The 23,672-nt window shown below is 45.4% G+C and carries 7 protein-coding genes; 3 read left to right on the top strand and 4 right to left on the bottom strand.

The window, feature by feature from the left end; all coding sequences use genetic code 11:
• Positions 1-81: 81 nt before the first annotated feature.
• Positions 82-732: a 7-carboxy-7-deazaguanine synthase QueE gene (gene queE, locus ACLIIY_RS06610; protein WP_039986980.1), complete on the top strand. Its 651-nt coding sequence runs from the start codon at positions 82-84 to the stop codon at positions 730-732.
• A gap of 14 nt (positions 733-746) precedes the next feature.
• Positions 747-1,445: a 7-cyano-7-deazaguanine synthase QueC gene (gene queC, locus ACLIIY_RS06615; RefSeq protein WP_434528363.1), complete on the top strand. Its 699-nt coding sequence runs from the start codon at positions 747-749 to the stop codon at positions 1,443-1,445.
• Here queC and ACLIIY_RS06620 read toward each other — a convergent pair.
• The 4 genes from ACLIIY_RS06620 to ACLIIY_RS06635 form a co-directional block, all read right to left on the bottom strand.
• Complete coding sequence (locus tag ACLIIY_RS06620) at positions 1,402-3,369, bottom strand: tetratricopeptide repeat-containing diguanylate cyclase (RefSeq protein WP_434528364.1); 1,968 nt, start codon at positions 3,367-3,369, stop codon at positions 1,402-1,404. The two genes, queC and ACLIIY_RS06620, sit on opposite strands and share 44 nt — an antisense overlap.
• Positions 3,370-3,560: 191 nt before the next feature.
• Complete coding sequence (locus ACLIIY_RS06625) at positions 3,561-3,914, bottom strand: DUF2750 domain-containing protein (protein ID WP_005443612.1); 354 nt, start codon at positions 3,912-3,914, stop codon at positions 3,561-3,563.
• A gap of 106 nt (positions 3,915-4,020) precedes the next feature.
• Positions 4,021-4,641: an OmpA family protein gene (locus tag ACLIIY_RS06630; RefSeq protein ID WP_005443610.1), complete on the bottom strand. Its 621-nt coding sequence runs from the start codon at positions 4,639-4,641 to the stop codon at positions 4,021-4,023.
• A 3-nt stretch (positions 4,642-4,644) separates the two neighbouring features.
• On the bottom strand, positions 4,645-5,955 hold the full coding sequence (locus tag ACLIIY_RS06635) for a TolC family outer membrane protein (protein ID WP_020197554.1): 1,311 nt from the start codon (positions 5,953-5,955) through the stop codon (positions 4,645-4,647).
• 404 nt (positions 5,956-6,359) lie between these two features.
• On the opposite strand from ACLIIY_RS06635, the gene ACLIIY_RS06640 reads away from it, so the two are divergent.
• Positions 6,360-23,576, top strand: coding sequence for a tandem-95 repeat protein (locus ACLIIY_RS06640; RefSeq protein ID WP_434528564.1), 17,217 nt, complete (start codon positions 6,360-6,362; stop codon positions 23,574-23,576).
• The last annotated feature ends 96 nt before the right edge of the window (positions 23,577-23,672 follow it).

The raw sequence follows: 23,672 nt of genomic DNA on the forward strand, positions 1-23,672 counted from the left end.
CCTGAGTGCGCCTCTCCATTAAGGTCTTCGCCTCGAAGTATAATGAGTTGAGTGAGTTCTACGTTGTATAAGCTAAATGAGATGTTTGAAACCATCCAAGGGGAAGGGGTTTTCACCGGTGTGCCAGCGGTTTTCGTGCGTTTGCAAGTATGTCCGGTAGGGTGTTCTTGGTGCGATACGAAACAGACTTGGTACGCAGAAGAAGAAGACCAGCGCCAGATTGGTGACATCTTGGTGAAAACTGAAGATTCTCCAACATGGTGTTTCGCATCGGCAGAAGACATCGTAGCTGAATATAAAAAGCAGGGCTTCAATGCGAAGCATATTGTGATCACTGGTGGCGAACCATGCATTTATGATTTACGTGCGTTGACGGCTGCATTTGAAGAAATGGGTTGCCAATGCCAAATCGAAACCAGTGGTACTTCAGAGGTGGTAACTTCAGAAAGCACATGGGTGACAGTGTCACCTAAAGTCGCAATGAAAGGGAAGCTACCAGTACTCAAAAGTGCATTAGAACGCGCAAATGAGATCAAACATCCGGTGGGCACCCAAAAAGACATCGATCAGCTTGATGCATTGTTGGCCTCAGCAGACATCGCTGAGAAGACAGTAATCGCACTTCAACCTATCAGTCAGAAGCCTCGCGCCACACAACTGTGTATTGATACCTGTGTTGCTCGCAACTGGCGTTTGTCGGTTCAAACTCATAAATACCTAAGTATTGCTTAAGCTCGGAGAGAAAGATGAAAAAAGCAGTCGTTGTTTTCAGTGGTGGACAGGACTCTACAACATGTCTGGTTCAAGCTTTAAAAGAGTTTGACGAAGTACATGCCATCACTTTCGATTACGGTCAGCGTCATAAGCTGGAGATTGAAGTGGCTGAGAAAGTCGCAAAAGATCTTGGCGTCGCTGCACACAAAGTGATGGATGTTGGCCTGCTGAATGAACTGGCCATTAGCTCTCTGACGCGTGACGACATTCCAGTTTCTCATGAACTACAAGAAAACGGTTTGCCGAATTCATTCGTTCCAGGTCGCAACATTTTGTTCCTAACGCTTGCTGGCATCTACGCTTACCAAATTGGCGCAGAAACCGTCATTACTGGTGTTTGTGAAACAGACTTTAGTGGCTATCCAGATTGCCGTGATGATTTTGTAAAAGCAATGAACAGTGCCTTGGTTAAGGGTATGGATCGTCAGTTTGACATCAAAACCCCGCTAATGTGGTTGAACAAAGCAGAAACGTGGGCACTGGCTGATCAATATGATGCGCTGCAACTAGTTCGTGAAAACACGCTAACGTGTTACAACGGCATCATCGGTGATGGTTGTGGTGATTGCCCGTCTTGCGACCTGCGCAAAGCGGGCTTAGATGACTATCTAAACAACAAAGACGCCGTTATGCAGTCGTTGATTCAAAAGCAGAAGACGGAAGATCAATAGGCTCGTTATACGCGTCAATCACGGCATTATGTCCGTTCTTTTTAGATTGATACAAAGCTTGGTCTAGTATCGAATACAACTCATCGAAGTTACTGAGTGGCTTAGACGTTGAGAGGTAGGCCAAGCTGGCTGTCACATTGAGAGTTTCATCGTTAGTGCTCTTAATTTGTTTTTCAGAGATGGTTTTGTGTAGGCTCTGGATACGAAATGGCACATCAATCTCATCCACGTTCTTCAACAGCAAGATAAACTCTTCGCCTCCCAAGCGACCAAGGTATTCGCCTTTATTCAATTTAACTTGAATCGCTTTACACACGTGCTTTAACACCAAGTCGCCAGTTGGGTGTCCGTGCTTGTCATTGAGCAGTTTAAAGTTGTCTAAGTCGATCAGGGCTAATACATATCGCATGTCTTCTGGCGCGCTGACGGTCTGATTTCTTATTTTTTCTATGATTGTGCTTCGGTTTAACGAACCGGTAAGTCTATCTAAGCGTGATTTGATCTTGGTATTGCGTAATACGAACAGCACGACTAGTAAAATAGTAAGCAAACAGAAAATCACAAAGTTATAAGCACGTTGCTGTTCACCTAACTTCTCAAGTTCCAAGAGCTTAAGGTTTCGCTCGTTGTCTATTTTGACGAGTTGTAGTTCATATTCGTACTCGCTTTTTGTTAGATCCAACGCCTCAATTGCTTTTACGTTGTTGGCATCACGGCTAGCAAGTTCGAGCTTTGCGTATTTTTGATAGTGTGAGAGGGCGTTAGAAAAATCATTTTGCTTTTGATAAATCTGCGATAACAACAGCTGGGCTTTAGCTTGTAGAGCTGATGTGGAGTTTTTGTTAGCGAGTTCTAACGCCGCTTGCGCGTGTTCCAAAGCGTCACGCAGAGAATCGTGCTTCAAATAAGCAAAGCCCGCGGTAAGATGGCTTTCAGTTTGCAAACGCATATTTTCGTATTGCTCACCTAATGCAAGTGCACTTTTAATGTAAGGTACTGCACTTTTCAAATCGCCAGAATCAACATAAGCGGAACCAAGTCCAAGATAAGTTAACCCTTGACCGTAGGGATAGTTAAGATCCTCAAGAAGCGTCAATGCATTCTTGTAGTGGCTGACCGCTTTTTCATAATCCATAGACTTGCTATACATCGCCGCCAAGCTATGTTCGACCTGTGCTACTTCTAGCGGTGTCGACTCAAGTTGGCGTGCCAGCAGTGCCTGTATTAAGTATTGTTCGGATTGCTCAAACTGACCTAACTCACTCAGCAAGTTACCAACGTCATTATAAACACCGGTTGGGTCACTCTGAGTCGGCATTTCTGTCAGCAATCGACGGTACAAATTCAGTGCAATTTCATACTCACCGCGAAAGTCAAAGTTGTTCGCGATAACACGTAAAGCAAGATCCGAAGGGATATTTTGTTGATGCTCGCCCAATAAATGATTGTTCAATGATGAACAAAAGAAGCTTGCTTTGTGGTACTGGCCCTGTTGATTCAACGTGTAACAAAGCTGATAGTTCATCAATGCTTTAGTTTCTTCATCACTTCGCTGTTTTGCACTTTGTAATAAGGAAGTAAAAACGTTTACCGATGTATCGTAGTTGCCATTTTTTCGTTCTGTCAGTGCAAGAATGTATTTGGACTCAAGCTTGGCAAAGCGGTTTTCTAATATTTGACTGCTTCCATAATACGGTTGATCAATGTTAGACATGTATTCGTAAATCAAGCCGCTAACGTACAACTTTTCGCTATTAGAATCGGCGCTATGATACCGATCTTGCAGCATGCTGAGCGCAGACTTAGCGTTTGTTTTCATCGTAGCTTGATAGACAGCATGCCATTGGGTGATATTTTGAGTGTCACTTGCGTTTGCCTGACCGCCGATGAGGAGTGACGCAAGCAAAGAAAGCAGGGTACGCATAGTGATGTAACCTTATGTTATTTTTATATTGTTTGCTCAGAATGATATACCAATTAGGTACAGTTCATTGTGACAAAAGCCGAAGGGTATAGATAATGAAATAAAGAAAATTATGCGCTCGGTCGAGCTTTACATCGAAAAGGTAAGTAACAATAAAGCAGACCCCAGCACGATGCTGAGGTCTTTAGGAATTAGCCTACGTACAGTTTAGCTAGATCTTGAGGTTCAACCTCTTTACCTTCTAGCTGAGCGTTCCAGTTTGTACCAACAAGCACGCCATCTTCTGCAAGAGTTAGAAGCCAATCTTCAACAAAGATATCTAGAGGGATTTCTAGTACTTCGAAATCTGCCCATTCTTCAACGTTGTGTGTTTGTGCATCTTCCTTAGTAGACCAGAAAGGCATAACCTCGCTGTTTTCGAATTCAGTTGATTCACAAGATAGCCAACCTTCTTCATTGCGTAGACCCCAAACCAACTGGTTTTCTTTGGTTTCAGCAACGAAAAGGTCAAGGTTTGCTTGGATATCTGATGTAAGTTTGCTCATTTCAAAACTCTCATTGTTATGACGCGAGTAGATTACCACTAAAGTGCCGATTCCTAAAGCATAATACGGTTTAGCAAGGTTGAAAAAGAAAAGGAGCCGAAGCTCCTTAAATTGTATTCTCAGGTAGGGTGGTGAATATTGTCCACTCTTTCTTTATTTCACCTTTGTAACCCACAACAGAAGCGGTCACTCTGCGGTTGAGTGCATGGCTGACTTCATCCGTGCCTTGTTGGGCTAAATGAGTATCGCCATAACCTACGATTCGAACGCGATTTGCCGCGATACCGTAACCTAAAAGTGCAGAGCGCACGTTGTTCGCACGACGTTTAGATAGGTCTAAGTTATGGGTTGAGCCACCAACCTTACTTGCATAACCGTGCAGCTCAATAGATGTGGAAGGGTATTCGTTCAAAAATTCAGACAGCTGACGAATTTGACGGTGGAACACTGGGTTAATCTCATCAGAATCATTAGCGAATAAGACGCGAACTTGCATTTGTTCTGACGATTTAATGTACTCACCGCAGCCGTCGTTATCGATCTCTGATGTCGGCGGCGTTCCCGGGCATAAATCTCTGGCGTTAATTACACCGTCGTCGTCATCATCTTGAAGATCTGCTATTTGCTGTGCATTCGGAGTGACCATGTAGTCGTATTCATCTTCTGCGAATGCTTGGTTCACAGACAAAATCAATCCAAGTGAGAATAGAATCTTTACTGCTTGCATGTCTTAGTACTCCACCTTCTGATTCCATTCTGTAGGAACGTCGACGCGTAGGGCATTCAATAGTTGTCCTGTTGCGTTCATCACACGATATTTTGCGTATTGCTCAGCGTATTTCGCATCTAAGTAATCTTTGCGCGCTTCGAACAGTTCATTCTCTGTGTTCAACAGATCAAGTAGGGTCCGTTTACCAATTCGATACTGTTTCTCATAAGCGATAACGGTTTCAGATGCTGAATCTACGTGATCAGACAAAAATTGTTTTTGTTGCTGGGTCAGATCCAATGCACTCCATGACAAACGAAGGCCTTCTTCAACATTTCGGTATGCGCGTTCACGTAAGTCTTTAGCTTTGTTCAATTGGTAAGCAAAACTCTCGGCATTTGCTGCGTCACTGCCACCGTTATACAAGTTGTAACGCATTCGAAGCATTGCGGTCGTTTCGTCACTATTTCCTTCGATACCAGCGGCATCATCACGCCATGTCTGTGCGGCTTCTACCGAGATCGTTGGGTAATAATTCCCTTTTGACTGCTTGTATTGAAACTTCGCTGAATCAACGTCTGCTTTAGAAATTTTGATCACTGGGTGAGAGTCAAATGCCAAGTCAACTGCGTCATCCACTGTGTATGGAATGAAGTTTTGATCAGCTCGTGGGAAGATTAGTCCTTGTGGAGCTTGCCCGACTAGTCGAGTAAAGATGGTATGACTATCAAACAAATTGTTTTGTGCCGCGACCAAATTACCGTGAGCTTTTGCTAGGCGAGCTTCTACTTGGGTTAAGTCTGCGGTTGAGCCAATTCCTGAATCTACGCGTTTTTTGATGTCTTGATAGATCTTTTTGTGCACTTTCAGGTTGTTTTCTGAAAGCGTTAATACTTCATAGGCTTTTACTGCATCTAGATACACTTTGGTCACTTCAAGTGCTGTATCTTGAGCATCTGCAAGCAGTTGATAACGAACAGACTCAGCGTCAGCGGCCGTTCTATCAATGTCGTTTAGTGTTGCTGAACCATCCCAAATAAGTTGGGTTAGGGTGACCGTTGCTTCTTTTCGAGTTAAGTCTGTTGAGTCTCTGCCACCTTCGGCAGGGTTAATACCTTCATAACCGATTCCTGCATCCAGATCGACTGAAGGGAGGTAAGCACCACTCGAGGCTTCATTCACATACTGCTTACTTACGAATTCATTAAACGCGCTTTTTATGTCTGGATTGGTGATAAGCGTGTTTTCTACTGCTTGCTCTAGTGTTTGCCCGAAAGCAGGGCTAACGGTAAGCACACCAAGACATAGGGCGTTGGCACGAGTCCACTTCACTTTAATTCTCCTAGATTTAGTCAAGTCTGAAGGCGAGAAATTATTCTTATAAATTAGGGATAACTCTATAGGCGTCAATAATCTAACGCACAAAGCTATTAACAATCAACTATGGAACTAGTTGCTATACTTAAGTGTGCACTGTTGAAATTCACTATACCGTATGGGAGTTAATATAATCTTTGAATAAAGATCATATTTTCATGATGTTAGAACTATTTTGGCACTTAAACGTAGTGATCCAGTTCTCATACATTTGTTTGGCACTTCATATGGATAATATGTGACTTAAAAGTTGTTTTTTGGTGTTAAAGCTCTGTTATTGCGTTATATCTTCGGGCAATATATAACGAATTGGTATCATTGGTCAAAATGTTGACAGTATTTAAAGGTCAGGGGTTTATATGGATCGTACATCCTTAGTTTCACTTGGTGGTCAGATCGTAGTAATAGGTTTGGATGGGCAATTAAAGACATTAGCTCAAAACGAACAACCGTTACCGGGTGAACTTATTGTTGCTAGAACTGAAGCTGAACCGGAAAAGCTTCAAGTTCAAGTCGCAAGAGAAGAAGGGGTGCAAGACGTCACTGACGATGTCGCTCAAATTATTGACGCACTTCAAGATGGGCAAGATCCAACGTTGCTCAACGAAGAATTCGCGCCAGCTGCAGGCGAGAGCAATGGTTCCAGTTTGCAGGCTAGCGGCACTGTGGAGCGCACGGCAGCAGAATTGCTAGCCGATACTGTGTTTGAAACAACGGGGTTAGCTGCGCTTGGATTTTCCGAAACTCAAAGCCTAACTCTTGCTGAGCTGTATTTAAACCTTCCTAACACCTCTCCAGCCGTCACTCCAATTGCTCCGGTCGCTGAAGATGACAACATTCAAACAGACGAAGACGTTTCGATTACCATTGATGTCCTAGCCAATGACGATGATGAAGATAGCGACTCCCTTACAATTGATTCAGCCACAGTACCTGAAGAACAGGGAACCGTTGCAATCGTTGATGGTGAGTTAGTTTTTACACCTGCTGAAGATTTCAACGGCGAAGCAACCATCACTTATGTTGTTACCGATGGTGAACTAACTGATGAAGCAACGGTTTCGGTTACTGTTAATCCTGTAAATGATGCTCCAGTAGCAAATAATGACAGCATTGCGACGGATGAAGATACGCCAGTTACCATTGATGTACTACTCAATGACACCGATGTTGACGGTGACACACTGACTATCGTGAATGCGTCTGTTCCTGCAGAGCAAGGCACGGTTGAGATCGTAGACGGTAAACTTGTTTTTACTCCTGCTGAAGATTTCAACGGTGAAGCAACTATCACTTATGTTGTTACCGATGGTGAACTAACAGATGAAGCAACGGTTTCGGTTACTGTTAACCCTGTAAATGATGCTCCAGTAGCAAATAATGACAGCACTACGACGGACGAAGATACGCCTGTTACCATTGATGTGTTACCTAACGATACCGATGTTGACGGTGATACGCTGACCATCGTGAATGCGTCTGTTCCTGCAGAACAAGGTTCGGTTGAGATCGTAGACGGTAAGCTTGTTTTTACTCCTGCTGAAGATTTCAACGGTGAAGCAACTATCACTTATGTTGTTACCGATGGTGAACTAACAGATGAAGCAACGGTTTCGGTTACTGTTAACCCTGTAAATGATGCTCCAGTAGCAAATAATGACAGCACTACGACGGACGAAGATACGCCTGTTACCATTGATGTGTTACCGAACGATACCGATGTTGACGGTGATACGCTGATCATCGTGAATGCGTCTGTTCCTGCAGAGCAAGGTACGGTTGAGAGCGTAGACGGTAAGCTTGTTTTTACTCCAGCAGAAAACTTCAACGGCGACGCAACCATTAGCTACACAGTTTCTGATGGTGCATTAGAAGATGAAGCAGAAGTTTCGGTAACAGTTAATCCACTTAATGATGCTCCGACAACCGAAAATGCTATCCCATCCCAAGTTCTACAAGAAGATTTTGCTGAATACACGATTAACTTGAATGACGCATTTAGCGATGTAGATAACTTAGACAGTGAACTGACGTTCAGCGTTTCTGGTCACAGCAATATCCAAGTGTCGATTGTTGATGGTATCGCAACGATCACACCAACCGCTGACTGGAATGGTTCTGAAGAGCTAACGTTTACCGCGACAGATCCAAGTGGTTTGGAAGTTAGCCAGACAGTTGATTTCACGGTTAATGCCGTCGCCGATATTGTCGCTGATAGTGCAGATATCGTTGAAGACACACCAACAATTTTGGATGTGTTAGACAATGATAGTTTCGAAGGTCAATCACCAGTTGTTACAGTGGAATCTGGTGATGGTCCGACTAACGGCAGTGTGGTTGTTAACAACGACGGTACCATTACCTACACGCCAGACCAAGATTACAACGGTTCTGATGAGTTCACTTACACGGTCACCTCTGGCGGCGTCACTGAAACCACAACAGTTACGCTGAACGTTACTCCTGTAAACGACAAGCCAGTAGTGGAAAACACCATTGCAGACCAAGTTCTACCGGAAGACTTTGCTGAATACACCATTAATTTGAATGACGCGTTCAGTGACGTTGATAACGCGGATAGCGAATTGACGTTTAGTGTTTCGGGTAACAGCAATATCCAAGTTTCGATTGTTGATGGTATCGCAACTATCACTCCAACAGCAGATTGGAACGGTTCTGAAGAGCTAACGTTTACTGCGACAGATCCAAGCGGTTTGGAAGTGAGCCAAACGGTTGATTTCACAGTCAACGCCGTTGCCGATATTGTCGCTGATAGTGCAGATATCGTTGAAGACACACCAACCATTTTGGATGTATTGGTTAACGACACCTTCGAGGGTCAATCACCAGTGGTATCAGTCGAAGCGGGCAATGGCCCTGCAAATGGCAGTGTGGTTGTTAACGATGATGGCACCATTACTTACACACCAGACCAAGATTACAACGGTGCTGACGAGTTCACTTACACAGTCACCTCTGGCGGTGTCACTGAGACTACGACGGTTACGCTAAACGTCACTCCTGTTAACGATAAGCCAGTGGTGGAAAATACCATTGCTGACCAAGTTCTACCTGAGGACTTTGCTGAATACACGATTAACTTAAATGACGCATTTAGCGATGTTGATAACGCGGACAGCGAACTGACGTTTACCGTTTCTGGCAACAATAACATTCAAGTTTCGATTGTTGATGGTATTGCGACGATCACGCCAACCGCAGACTGGAACGGTTCAGAAGAGCTAACGTTCACTGCTAAAGATCCAAGTGGTTTAGAAGTGAGTCAGACTGTTGATTTCACAGTCAATGCTGTTGCCGATATTGTCGCTGATAGTGCAGATATCGTTGAAGACACACCAACCATTTTGGATGTGTTAGACAATGATAGCTTCGAAGGTCAATCACCAGTTGTTACAGTGGAATCTGGAGATGGTCCAACTAACGGCAGTGTGGTCGTTAACGATGATGGCACGATCACTTACACACCTAACCAAGATTACAACGGTGCTGACGAGTTCACTTACACAGTTACCTCTGGTGGTGTCACTGAGACTACGACGGTTACGCTAAACGTAACTCCAGTCAACGATAAACCAGTGATAGAAAACACCATTGCTGACCAAGTTCTACCTGAGGACTTTGCTGAATACACCATTAACTTGAATAACGCATTTAGCGATGTAGATAACTTAGATAGCGAACTGACGTTCAGCGTTTCGGGTAACAGCAATATCCAAGTATCGATTGTTGATGGTATCGCAACTATCACCCCAACAGCAGACTGGAATGGTTCTGAAGAATTAACGTTTACTGCGACAGATCCTGACGGTGAAAGCGTAAGCCAGACGGTTGATTTCACCGTCAATGCCGTTGCCGATATTGTTTCGGACAGCGCGAATATTGTTGAAGATACGACGACTATTTTGGATGTGTTAGACAACGATAGCTTTGAAGGCCAATCACCAGTTGTATCCGTAGAAGAGGGCAATGGCCCTGCAAATGGCAGTGTGGTTGTTAACGATGATGGAACAATTACTTACACGCCAAACCAAGACTACAACGGTGCGGATGAATTCACCTACACAGTCACGTCTGGCGGCGTCACTGAAACCACAACAGTTACGCTGAACGTTACTCCTGTAAACGACAAGCCAGTGGTTGAGAATACCATTGCAGACCAAGTTCTACCGGAAGATTTTGCTGAATACACCATTAACTTGAATGACGCATTCAGTGATGTTGATAACTCAGATGGCGAGCTAACGTTTACCGTTTCTGGTAACAGCAATATTCAAGTTTCGATTGCTGATGGTATCGCAACTATCACCCTAACAGCAGATTGGAACGGTTCGGAGGAGTTGACGTTTACCGCGACAGATCCAAGCGGGTTAGAGGTCAGCCAAACAGTTGATTTCACAGTCAATGCCGTAGCCGATATTGTTTCGGATAGTGCGAATATTGTTGAAGACACACCAACAATTTTGGATGTGTTAGACAACGATAGTTTCGAAGGTCAATCGCCAGTTGTATCAGTAGAAGCGGGCAATGGCCCTGCAAATGGCAGTGTGGTTGTTAACGATGACGGTACGATCACTTACACACCAGACCAAGATTACAACGGTGCTGATGAGTTCACTTATACAGTTACCTCCGGTGGTGTCACTGAGACGACAACAGTATCTCTAAACGTAACACCAGTGAACGATAAACCAGTGGTTGAAACCACCATTGCTGATCAAGTTCTACCGGAAGACTTTGCTGAATATACCATCGATTTAAATGACGCGTTTAGCGATGTTGATGACGCAGACAGCGAACTGACGTTTAGCGTTTCGGGTAACAGCAATATCCAAGTTTCGATTGTCGATGGTATTGCGACGATCACCCCAACCGCAGACTGGAACGGTTCAGAAGAGCTAACGTTCACTGCAAAAGATCCAAGTGGTTTAGAAGTGAGTCAGACGGTTGATTTCACCGTCAATGCCGTTGCCGATATTGTTTCGGACAGCGCGAATATTGTTGAAGATACGACGACTATTTTGAATGTGTTGGGCAACGATAGCTTCGAAGGTCAATCACCAGTTGTTACGGTTGAATCTGGAGATGGCCCTGAAAACGGTAATGTGGTTGTAAATGTTGATGGAACAATTACTTACACACCAGACCAAGATTACAATGGTGCTGATGAGTTCACTTACACAGTCACCTCTGGTGGTGTCACTGAGACTACGACGGTTACGCTAAACGTAACTCCTGTTAATGATAAGCCAGTGGTAGAAAACACCATTGCTGACCAAGTTCTACCTGAGGACTTTGCTGAATACACCATTAACTTGAATGACGCATTTAGCGATGTTGATAACGCGGATAGCGAATTGACGTTTGCCGTTTCTGGTAACAGCAACATTCAAGTATCGATTGCTGATGGTATCGCAACTATCACCCCAACAGCAGACTGGAATGGTTCAGAAGAGTTAACGTTTACCGCGACAGATCCTGACGGTGAAAGTGTAAGTCAGATCGTTGATTTTACGGTTAATGCCGTTGCCGATATCGTCTCAGATAGTGCAGATATCGTTGAAGACACACCAACCATTTTGGATGTGTTAGACAACGATAGCTTCGAAGGTCAGTCGCCAGTTGTGTCAGTAGAGGCAGGCAATGGCCCTGCGAATGGCAGTGTGGTTGTGAACAACGACGGTACGATCACTTACACACCAGACCAAGATTACAACGGTGCGGATGAGTTTACCTACACAGTCACTTCTGGTGGTGTCACTGAAACAACGACGGTCACGCTGAACGTTACTCCTGTTAACGACAAACCTGTGGTTGAAAACACCATTGCTGATCAAGTTCTACCGGAAGACTTTGCTGAATACACTATCGACTTGAATGACGCATTCAGCGATGTTGATAACGCGGCCAGCGAGCTGACGTTCAGCATTTCTGGTAACAGCAACATTCAAGTTTCGATTGTCGATGGTATCGCAACTATCACCCCAACTGCAGACTGGAATGGTTCTGAAGAGCTGACGTTTACCGCGACAGATCTAAGCGGTTTGGAAGTGAGTCAGAAAGTTGATTTCACAGTCAACGCCGTCGCCGATATTGTCGCAGATAGTGCAGATATCGTTGAAGACACACCAACAATTTTGGATGTGTTAGACAACGATAGTTTCGAAGGCCAATCACCAGTTGTATCCGTAGAAGGGGGCAATGGCCCAACCAATGGCAGTGTGGTTGTGAACAACGACGGCACCATTACTTACACGCCTAATCAAGATTACAACGGCGCAGATGAATTCACTTATACAGTCACCTCCGGCGGTGTTACCGAAACCACAACAGTTACGCTGAACGTTACTCCTGTGAACGATAAGCCACTTAACGAAGACTTTGACCATAGCGCTGACGAACTTATTACTAACGTAATTTTTGATACTGATGATAAGCCTTTGGACCAAGGCTCAGAAAGCGATCATATTTCTGACGTTGAGGATGACTTAAATGGTGATGATCTTCAGATCCGGATAACAGAGCTACCTACATCTGGCACCTTGTATTTCAAAGATGAAAATGGCGATCTTCAAGAAATCACATCGGCCGATGGCTCGTTGTACAACAAAGACAGCATCTACTACGAAGCGGATAATGTAGGGTTCTTGCTTGGTATCAAAGACAGACCTAGTTCTCCAAATGGAGAAGAGTCAACGACGGATTTCTACAACTGGGGTTTAAGTGCAGACGGTGGTGAGTCACACAGTCGAACCGAATATCTAGTAAATGGAGCGTCTATTGATATCTCCTCCGATAGTGGTGTGCTAGCTCAATACAACCGAGAAGTCTCACATATTGGTCATGGTATTGCTGATAACGATGGCCAAGGCATTCAGCGCGGCGAAACCATCAGCATTGATTTGTCTGAGAACCCTGTTGGCAGCGTGAATCTTGGTCTGGATGGCCTAGGAGGCTTGTTTGAGCACGGCGACAACAATGCTGCTCTTATCACGGTGACATACCTTGATGCTAACGGCACAGAGCAAACTCAAGTTATTGAGTTCTTGAAGCCAGAAGGCAACAACATGCTATTCCAGGAGACTAGTATTGGCTTCGGTAAGGATTACCCTCTACCTGAAGGGGCGGTAATTACTCAATTAGACTTCTCGACCAAAACATCTGGGAATTGGGAGTTGCGTTATGTAGAGGGCTTCCCACCTGAAGATAGTTTTGACTATGTTGTAGTTGATTCTGGTAACGCTGAAAGTGACCCTGCAACGGTTACAATTGCCAATCAGGTTCTAGACGGCAACGTGTCGGAGAACGGTCCGGATCTATCTTTAACAGGGAACACTGTTACAGAAGGAGAAGACGTTACGTTTTCTGTGGTACTGGATGAGGCGACAGAAACGGCGGTTAAGTATCCAATAACTACATTGGCTCCAGGCTCATCGGCAGATGATTCAGACGTCAACCTATCTAATGCAACCTACACGAATGGTGTTGTTTTTGCCGGGGGCTACCTGATTGTTCCTGCTGGTGTTAGTAGCTTCGAAATCATTGTGCCGACGATTGATGATTCAAAAACTGAAAACCTTGAGAGCATCGTTGTCGAAGTTGGGAATGCGAGTGGTATTGGTTATATCCAAGATGATCAAATAAACAATGTGGACGAAGACGCAACCGCAGAGCTGACCGTGAGTGCGGGCGGCGATGTCACCGAAGGTGATGACAGTTACCTTGAGTACACGATCAGCCTCAGTGAGCCAGTCAGTGAAGATGTCGTACTGAACCTATCGACCGATGGTACAGCGACCTCTGATGTTGACTACGACGCGACGTACCTTGTTGCTGACGGTAATGGTGGTTACCGTGAAATCACGGCTGATGAATTGAAGATCGCGGCTGGTGAAACTGAACTTACGGTTTACCTTAAAGTGAAAGATGATACGGTGACTGAAAGCGCTGAAAGCGTCGAACTGACGGCATCGACGACCAGCGGTAAAGTCACCGGCACTAAGTCTGACAGCGCGACAGCGAACATCCTTGATGACCAAGCAAACGGTGTCGACAACGACGCAACCGCAGAGCTGACCGTGAGTGCGGGCGGCGATGTCACCGAAGGTGATGACAGTTACCTTGAGTACACGATCAGCCTTAGTGAACGAGTCAGTGAAGATGTCGTACTGAACCTATCGACTGATGGTACAGCGACTTCTGATGTTGACTACGATGCCACATACCTTGTTGCCGATGGCAATGGTGGTTACCGTGAAATCACGGCTGATGAATTGAAGATTGCCGCAGGGGAAACTGAGCTTAAAGTTTACCTACAAGTAAAAGACGATGCGGTGACGGAGAACTCTGAAAGCGTTGAGCTGACGGCATCGACGACCAGCGGTAAAGTCACTGGCACTCAGACTGACAGCGCAACTGCGAACATCCTTGATGACCAAGCACACGGTGTTGACGAAGATGCAACCGCAGAGCTGACCGTGAGTGCGGGCAGCGATGTCATCGAAGGTGATGACAGTTACCTTGAGTACACGATCAGCCTTAGTGAACGAGTCAGTGAAGATGTCGTACTGAACCTATCGACTGATGGTACAGCGACTTCTGATGTTGACTACGATGCTACGTACCTTGTTGCTGACGGTAATGGTGGTTACCGTGAAATCACGGCTGATGAATTGAAGATCACTTCAGGGGAAACTGAGCTCAAAGTTTACCTTCAAGTAAAAGACGATGCGGTGACTGAGAGCGCTGAAAGTGTTGAACTGACCGCATCGACGACCAGCGGTAAAGTCAACGGCACTAAGACTGACAGTGCGACAGCGAACATCCTTGATGACCAAGCGAATGGTGTTGACGAAGATGCAACCGCAGAGCTGACCGTGAGTGCGGGCGGCGATGTCACCGAAGGTGATGGCAGTTACCTTGAGTACACGATCAGCCTTAGTGAGCCTGTGAGTGAAGATGTCGTACTTAACCTATCAACGGGTGGCACAGCGACTTCTGATGTTGACTACGATGCCACGTACCTTGTTGCTGATGGCAATGGTGGTTACCGCGAAATCACGGCTGATGAATTGAAGATCGCGGCAGGGGAAACTGAGCTCAAAGTCTACCTTCAAGTAAAAGACGATGCGGTGACTGAGAACTCTGAAAGTGTTGAACTGACTGTATCGACGACCAGCGGTAAAGTCACCGGCACTAAGTCCGACAGCGCGACAGCGAACATCCTTGACGACCAAGCAAACGGTGTCGATAAAGACGCAACCGCAGAGTTGACGGTGAGTGCGGGAGCCGATGTCACCGAAGGTGATGACAGTTACCTTGAGTACACGATCAGCCTCAGTGAGCCTGTGAGTGAAGATGTCGTACTGAACCTATCGACCGATGGTACAGCGACCTCTGATGTTGACTACGACGCGACGTACCTTGTTGCTGACGGTAATGGCGGTTACCGTGAAATCACGGTTGATGAATTGAAGATCGCGGCAGGGGAAACTGAGCTCAAAGTCTACCTTCAAGTAAAAGACGATGCGGTGACTGAGAACTCTGAAAGTGTTGAACTGACTGTATCGACGACCAGCGGTAAAGTCACCGGCACTAAGTCCGACAGCGCGACAGCGAACATCCTTGACGACCAAGCAAACGGTGTCGATAAAGACGCAACCGCAGAGTTGACGGTGAGCACTGGAGGCGATGTCACCGAAGGTGATGATAGTTACCTCGAGTACACGATCAGCCTCAGTGAGCCTGTGAGTGAAGATGTCGTACTGAACCTATCGACCGATGGTACAGCGACCTCTGATGTTGACTACGACGCGACGTACCTTGTTGCTGATGGCAATGGTGGTTACCGCGAAATCACGGCTGATGAATTGAAGATCGCGGCAGGGGAAACTGAGCTCAAAGTCTACCTTCAAGTAAAAGACGATGCGGTGACTGAGAACTCTGAAAGTGTTGAACTGACTGTATCGACGACCAGCGGTAAAGTCACCGGCACTAAGTCCGACAGCGCGACAGCGAACATCCTTGACGACCAAGCAAACGGTGTCGATAAAGACGCAACCGCAGAGTTGACGGTGAGTGCGGGAGCCGATGTCACCGAAGGTGATGACAGTTACCTTGAGTACACGATCAGCCTCAGTGAGCCTGTGAGTGAAGATGTCGTACTGAACCTATCGACCGATGGTACAGCGACCTCTGATGTTGACTACGACGCGACGTACCTTGTTGCTGACGGTAATGGCGGTTACCGTGAAATCACGGTTGATGAATTGAAGATCGCGGCAGGGGAAACTGAGCTCAAAGTCTACCTTCAAGTAAAAGACGATGCGGTGACTGAGAACTCTGAAAGTGTTGAACTGACTGTATCGACGACCAGCGGTAAAGTCACCGGCACTAAGTCCGACAGCGCGACAGCGAACATCCTTGACGACCAAGCAAACGGTGTCGATAAAGACGCAACCGCAGAGTTGACGGTGAGCACTGGAGGCGATGTCACCGAAGGTGATGATAGTTACCTCGAGTACACGATCAGCCTCAGTGAGCCTGTGAGTGAAGATGTCGTACTGAACCTATCGACCGATGGTACAGCGACCTCTGATGTTGACTACGACGCGACGTACCTTGTTGCTGACGGTAATGGCGGTTACCGTGAAATCACGGTTGATGAATTGAAGATTGCCGCAGGGGAAACTGAACTTACGGTTTACCTTCAAGTAAAAGACGATGCGGTGACTGAGAGCGCTGAAAGTGTTCAACTGACCGCATCGACGACCAGCGGTAAAGTCACCGGCACTAAGTCCGACAGCGCGACAGCGAACATCCTTGACGACCAAGCAAACGGTGTCGACAAAGACGCAACTGCAGAGCTGACCGTGAGTGCGGGCGGCGATGTCACCGAAGGTGATGACAGTTACCTTGAGTACACGATCAGCCTCAGTGAGCCAGTGAGTGAAGATGTCGTACTGAACCTATCGACCAGTGGTACAGCGACTTCTGATGTTGACTACGACGCCACGTATCTTGTTACTGATGGCAATGGTGGCTACCGTGAAATCACGGCCGATGAATTGAAGATCGCGGCTGGTGAAACTGAGCTCAAAGTTTACCTTCAAGTAAAAGACGATGCGGTGACTGAAAACTCTGAAAGCGTTGAACTGACGGCATCGACGACCAGCGGTAAAGTTACTGGCACTAAGACTGACAGCGCGATAGCGAACATCCTTGATGACCAAGCAAATGGCGTCGACGAAGACGCAACCGCAGAGCTGACCGTGAGTGCGGGAGCTGATGTCACTGAAGGTGATGGCGGTTACCTTGAGTACACGATCAGCCTCAGTGAGCCAGTGAGTGAAGATGTCGTACTTAACCTATCGACCAGTGGTACAGCGACTTCTGATGTTGACTACGACGCCACGTATCTTGTTGCTGATGGCAATGGTGGCTACCGTGAGATTACGGCTGATGAATTGAAGATCGCGGCAGGAGAAACTGAGCTCAAAGTTTACCTTCAGGTGAAAGATGATGCGGTGACTGAAAACTCTGAAAGCGTTGAGCTCATTGCATCGACGACCAGCGGTAAAGTCACTGGCACTAAGATTGACAGCGCGACAGCGAACATCCTTGATGACCAAGCAAACGGTGTCGATAAAGACGCAACCGCAGAGCTGACCGTGAGTGCGGGCGGCGATGTCATAGAAGGTGATGACAGTTACCTTGAGTACACGATCAGCCTCAGTGAGCCAGTGAGTGAAGATGTCGTACTTAACCTATCGACTGATGGTACAGCGACTTCTGATGTTGACTACGATGCCACGTATCTTGTTGCTGATGGCAATGGTGGTTACCGTGAAATTACGGCCGATGAATTGAAGATCGCGGCAGGGGAAACTGAGCTCAAAGTCTACCTTCAAGTGAAAGACGATAGCCTTATCGAAGACAAGGAGTCCGTTACACTTAATGTCGAAACAGCTTCGGCATTGATTACTGGTGATCGTACTGATAGTGCGACGGCTCATATTCATGATGAAGACAATCCTCCTAAATCTGAGGATTTCACTGTCGAAGTGTCTAGTGGAAATCGCACTCAGGTTATCTTTGATCACGAAAGTGAAGAGAAAGACCATATCTCTGACGAAGAAGATGATGCAGAAAATGAGCAGCTCCACGTTGTGATCACTGAACTACCTGAGCATGGGACGCTTTTCCACAATGGTGTAGAGATTAAAGAAGCCGATCTTTATCAAGGTGAAGGCGATACGACATACACCAAGTTTGACCCTGATCTCATTGAATATCAGCCAAATAGTTATTCAGAAGGCTTCTCACTTGGCATTAATAGTGATGCCGATACTCAACCTTTAGGTCAACCGGATAGCGGCTCGAGTACCTCTGATTTTTATAACTGGGGAGAAAAGGTAAATGCGAATACGCGCGAGCTTAGGTTGGATGGTGGTGACATTGTCACTATTCGCAGTGAAGGCGGAAAACTTACTCAATATAGTGGTGATGAAAGCGCAAATCATGTCGGTTATGGTCTTGGTGTGGGTGGCAAGCAGGGTGTCAACGAAGGCGAAAAGCTCATTATTGAATTTGATAGCCGACCTGCAGACAGCGTAACTCTTGGCCTTGATGGATTGGGTGGTTACTTTGAAAAAGAATTAGGTAATGCCAATGAGTCGAGTGTCGTTATCACCGTGAACTACGAAGGTGGTAGCAAAACATTTGAATTTCAAAAAGAATCTTCGGGCAATAGTGACCTGTTCCATTCTTTAACGATTCCATCTGAAGGGTTTGACCTTCCTGAAAATGTTGAAATCACCAGTATAGAATTGACTACAGAAGGTAAGGGAAATTGGGAGCTTCGCTCAGTTGAAACGAGCTTGAGTGATAGCTTTGATTATCGAGCGCTAGACAGCGATGGCAACTTTAGTGATGTCTCGACTGTTACGTTTGAAGAGACAAACCAAGCTCCAGACGCACAAAACGATCCAGTAGGCTTTGAGGTTAAGCTAGGTTCATTCAACGAAGGCTCATGGAAGTCTCAAGGTGCAGCTATCAGTGCAAATTATGCCGGTGAAACGAGGCTTGTTACTGAGGACGGAGATAAGCGTGGTGTGGCTGGTCATGAAAATGGTGGTGAAGAGGCTCAGCTACAGTTTAATCGTGAAACGGGTCAGTCTGAGCAGTTCGTTATTGATCTCGATAAACCAGCGACTGAGTTCAGCTTTACGGTTTCAAATTTATACAAAGATGAAGGTGATCAAGCCGGAAACCATGAGCAAGGTAAGTGGGTGGCATACCTTAACGGTGTCGCCGTTGCGAGCGATACCTTTGTGGCAAACGATGGAAACCACAAAGGAGAGTACACGGTTGACCTAACTAAAGGTGGGAAACCTATTGCTTTTGATAAAATCGTCTTTGAAGCAACTGATTTTGTTGATGTTCCTGCAAAAGGCAACGACTCATCAGATTACTTTGTTACTGGATTCCAAGCTTCTAGTGAAGGGGCATATGCGGTCAACCAGGGTGGTGTGCTTGAAATTCCAGTGTCAGAACTCCTTGCCAATGACTCGGATTTAGATGGTGATAGCATCTGTATTACCTATGTATATGGCGAGTCACAAGGCGAAGCTTACATCAAAGATGGGGTTGTTTACTTTGATTTAAATGACGACTTTGTCGGACAGACCGATTTTCAATACCAGATAACGGATGACAGAGGTGGGTTTGATACCGCATCAGTGAGCGTTATTGTAAATCCAGAGCCAGTAAAAGTGGTGGTTGAAAGCATTGATTTGTTATCGAACCAAGTTGTTGAAGGTGACAAATTAGCATTTAAAGTCAGCCTAGATTCAGGTGCTCTTGAAGAGACGCGCCTAGATATTGAGTTTGGACAGCTAGGTGATGACGCCAGTGAAAATGATGTCAATCTTACTGATGTCGTGTTCACCAACGGTGTTAAGTATGACAAAGATGCAGGTGAACTCATTATTCCAGTTGGCGTGAAAGACTTTACAGTGCTTATTCCAACCGTTGTTGATGGCGTACACGAACTTGATGAAGGCTACAGTATAAAAGTCGGTGATGTATCGAGCAGTGGCACTATTGTCAATGCTGAGGCTTTGAACCTGAGTGTCACTAGTTTAGGCGACGTTGCTGAAGGTTCTAAAGCAGTATTTTCAGTTGCTCTAACCAACCCATCGAGTGAGGATATCAATATCTCGCTAAACCTAGCACTTGATGGTTCTGAAAACTCAGCAGAAGTTGAAGATTTTAAAGCCCTTTCTGAATTGTTTATTGCGTATTATCTAGATCCACAACCAACTGGTGATGATCTGCGAGTTGAAGTTCCCGTAACTATTGATTCGATGACAGGTAAACCTATCGTTGAAATACCAGCAGGCGCATCGGAAATTTTCATTGAAGTGGCAACGCAAGATGACGTGGTGTTTGAAGGTAGTGAAGACTTCACATTAGTCGTAACCGATGAAAGTGGCTATGTAGCGAATAATTTTGATTCTGCTCACTCGAGCATTGTCGATGATGGAACCGATCCTGATATTGATGGCCCTCAAACTGGTAACGACGATCGTCCAATTGTCGAGAGTATTTCTAGCTTTGACGTCGAAGAGGGAGCCGTAGGACAATTCATCGTCGAGCTATCCAATACAAGTGAATCAGAAACTACAGTGGCAATGTCTCTTAATGACGATTCAGCAAAAGGTGGTGAAGACTTTAATGTCTCAAGTGTCACCGTCGTATTTGGTAGTGGCGATGATAAACAAGTTGATACTGTCGAAGTCATTGATGGCAAATTTGTTGTTACAGTGCCAGAGGGTTTGGGTTCTTTTGCAGTTGAAGTAGCAACAATACAAGACGAGCATTCTGACAACTTAGAGCAATTTAGTTTATCTGGAAAAACCTCTTACCAAGAACAAGCTGAGTCAGGGATTGCAACAATCCTAGATAATGAGGCGCCGCTTGTTGACTTAAATGGTGCCCAGAGTGGTGTTGGTTACAGTTCAAGCTACGTAGAAGGTGACGAAGCTCGACTTGCAACTATTGATGCTGATGTTTTTGACGACAAAGACACCATTCGAACAATGACAATCACTCTGACTAACCCAAAAGAAGGTGATGACCTTACTTGGGACGAAAACAGCGTGTTTACAGTAAACAAAGCGATGATTGACGGAGAGGTCGTTCTGCAAATCACGCATCCTTCGGGAGATGTTTCTGCAGCTGAGTTTGAATCATTCTTGCAATCGACTCGTTTTATTAACACTAGCGATACCCCTGACGAAGAAGAGCGTGTTATTGAAGTGCTTGTTTCAGATGGTATTAACATTTCTGCACCGGCGATAGTTTCAGTTGCAGTCACGCAAGAAGAAGAGCTTTCGCTACAAAACGTTGTAGGCCTTGAAGATAAGTTTATTGATCTTGGTATTGTCATTAATGATGCTGAAACCTCAGTTACAACTGTTGAGTTAAGTGGTATTCCGCAAGGTTCTACTATCGAAATTAATGGACAAGCATCCGTGGTTAATAGTGATGATGCAATAGTCATTAGCATTGACGACATTAGCTCCGTGAAAGTCAAAGCTCCGGAGCATAGTGACGTTAACTTTGATATTTCAGTTGTTGCGAAAGACGACAGCAATAATATCGTAGAGACGGGCAGCATAAGCGTTGACGTTCATCCCGATGCGGATAAGCCGATACTAAACATTGGCGGTTTTGCACAAGTAGCGGCGATTGACTTTGAAGATGTCACCATTAAGTCAGGCTCATGGGATAGCGATATTGAGATCAATAAAGTAGAGGGTGCTGGCACAGTTGGCCAATGGTTTACTTCAAACCCTGGTCAACATGTTGAAGTTGGAACCGAAGGTACATACCTGCCAGGTAATTCAACAAACCAAGTAATGGAAATTGAAGGCGAGGTGGGAGACAAGATTCTATACACCGATATGGACCTTGTTGCCGGACGTTTTTACAACTTTGAATTTGATATTGCGGCCAGAACGAATAAGGCACATACGTCTGATATGTCGGTGACTCTGATTAAGTTGGATGATCAGGGTGACCCGATTGATGGTAGTGAAGTGGAGCTCTATGACTTCGACCCGACTACTCATGGTTGGTATCAAGGTGAATCGATCACGCTCCCAGTCGAGGAGTCAGGTAAGTATCGCTTATTGTTTGAAGCCGATGAAGCCGACTCGACTGGTGCCATCATGGATAATATCAAGTTCACGGCAGTAGATAACTTGGGGTACGAAGATTCGTTCATTAAGCTCAGTGAAATAGACGCATCACTTCAAGATAGTTTGGACCAATCCGAAAGTTTGAAAGTCGAGTTAACAGGGATTCCCGTCGGCTCAGTACTTAAAGACGGTGAAGGTGACAGTGCAAATATCTATGTTGTTACACAAGAGAACAAAGACAATCGCATAGACGTTACGGGATGGGATTTGTCTAACCTACAAGTCAAAGCGCAAGATGCTGGGGTATTTGCCATTACTGTTATTGCGACTTCAACTGAGCGTGATACCAACAAAGATGATGAACATGGCGATCATAGTGATGTTGGCGGCAGTTTAACGGCTGAGACCACCGCTAGTATTAATGTCGAAGTTATCGATAAGCTTGATTTTGTTGCTGGCGACGACATGATTGATTCCGTTGCTTACCGTGCAGGGCATGGCGACGTTAACTGGCAGCAGAGCGCGGCGTATTCCAATGCCGGTAGGCCTGAGCAAAATGGGTTGTATGACTACGATCCAGATACTGGTATTAGTATTGATGTAGGGAATGGTAACGATAAAGTCTTCTTAGGTGATGGCGATGACACCATTTACTTGGGCGAAAGCCATGTTCAAGAGCAAGATGGTGACATTCCAGAAAATGAGTTTGCATCAGTCTTAGATGATTTTGCTAACACAGCTCTTAATAACCTTACCTATACTGCTAACGATCAAGATCAGGCATTGAAGGCTGAGATACAAAGCAAACCTGGTTTGGATATAGGTCATGGTGGCGCCGGAGATGATGTTATCTTTGGTGAAGAAGGTTCTGACATAGTGTTCGGAGGAACAGGGCACGATATCTTAGATGGCGGAGAAGGCTCCGATGCTGTGCGAGGTGGGTCTGGTAATGACGTACTTATTGGAGGCTCGGGTGATGATATTCTTATCGGTGATGATGGCGAGGATATCTTCAAATTCATCGATGACGGCTCAGGTATTCGTGATGGCGAGATAGATACGATCAAGGACTTCACGAAAGGTGAAGATAAGATTGATATCTCTGACTTACTTCATACTGACGACTCAGACTCGATTGATAGTTTGCTTGCAAATAACGAGATTGGTCTTGAAGCTGATGGCGATAACTTGATTCTGACCATATCTGAATCTGATGGCTCAGCAAGTCAAAAAGTGGTGATTGAAGGCGGCTCTAGCCAATACAGTGAATTTTTAAGTGATGGTTCTTTATCATCGGCAGATGGTAGCGCCATTCTTAACGATCTACTGAAAATCAACAACGATATGAGTTAGTCGATTTAAGGAAGGGGCGAGTATGCTCCTTCCGCTCCGGAGCACCAACTAAAAAGGTCTAGCAAATGCTAGACCTTTTATTATTGAGTAGAACAA

Origin of the sequence: Vibrio sp. K4 (assembly GCF_051122595.1) — a bacterium.
Lineage (GTDB): Bacteria > Pseudomonadota > Gammaproteobacteria > Enterobacterales > Vibrionaceae > Vibrio > Vibrio owensii.

Bases quoted from the DNA above. Each gene is read 5' to 3' on its own strand.
- ACLIIY_RS06620 (WP_434528364.1), bottom strand. From the start codon at position 3,369: ATGCGTACCCTGCTTTCTTTGCTTGCGTCACTCCTCATCGGCGGTCAG.
- ACLIIY_RS06625 (WP_005443612.1), bottom strand. From the start codon at position 3,914: ATGAGCAAACTTACATCAGATATCCAAGCAAACCTTGACCTTTTCGTT.
- queC (WP_434528363.1), top strand. From the start codon at position 747: ATGAAAAAAGCAGTCGTTGTTTTCAGTGGTGGACAGGACTCTACAACA.
- ACLIIY_RS06630 (WP_005443610.1), bottom strand. From the start codon at position 4,641: ATGCAAGCAGTAAAGATTCTATTCTCACTTGGATTGATTTTGTCTGTG.
- ACLIIY_RS06640 (WP_434528564.1), top strand. From the start codon at position 6,360: ATGGATCGTACATCCTTAGTTTCACTTGGTGGTCAGATCGTAGTAATA.
- queE (WP_039986980.1), top strand. From the start codon at position 82: ATGTTTGAAACCATCCAAGGGGAAGGGGTTTTCACCGGTGTGCCAGCG.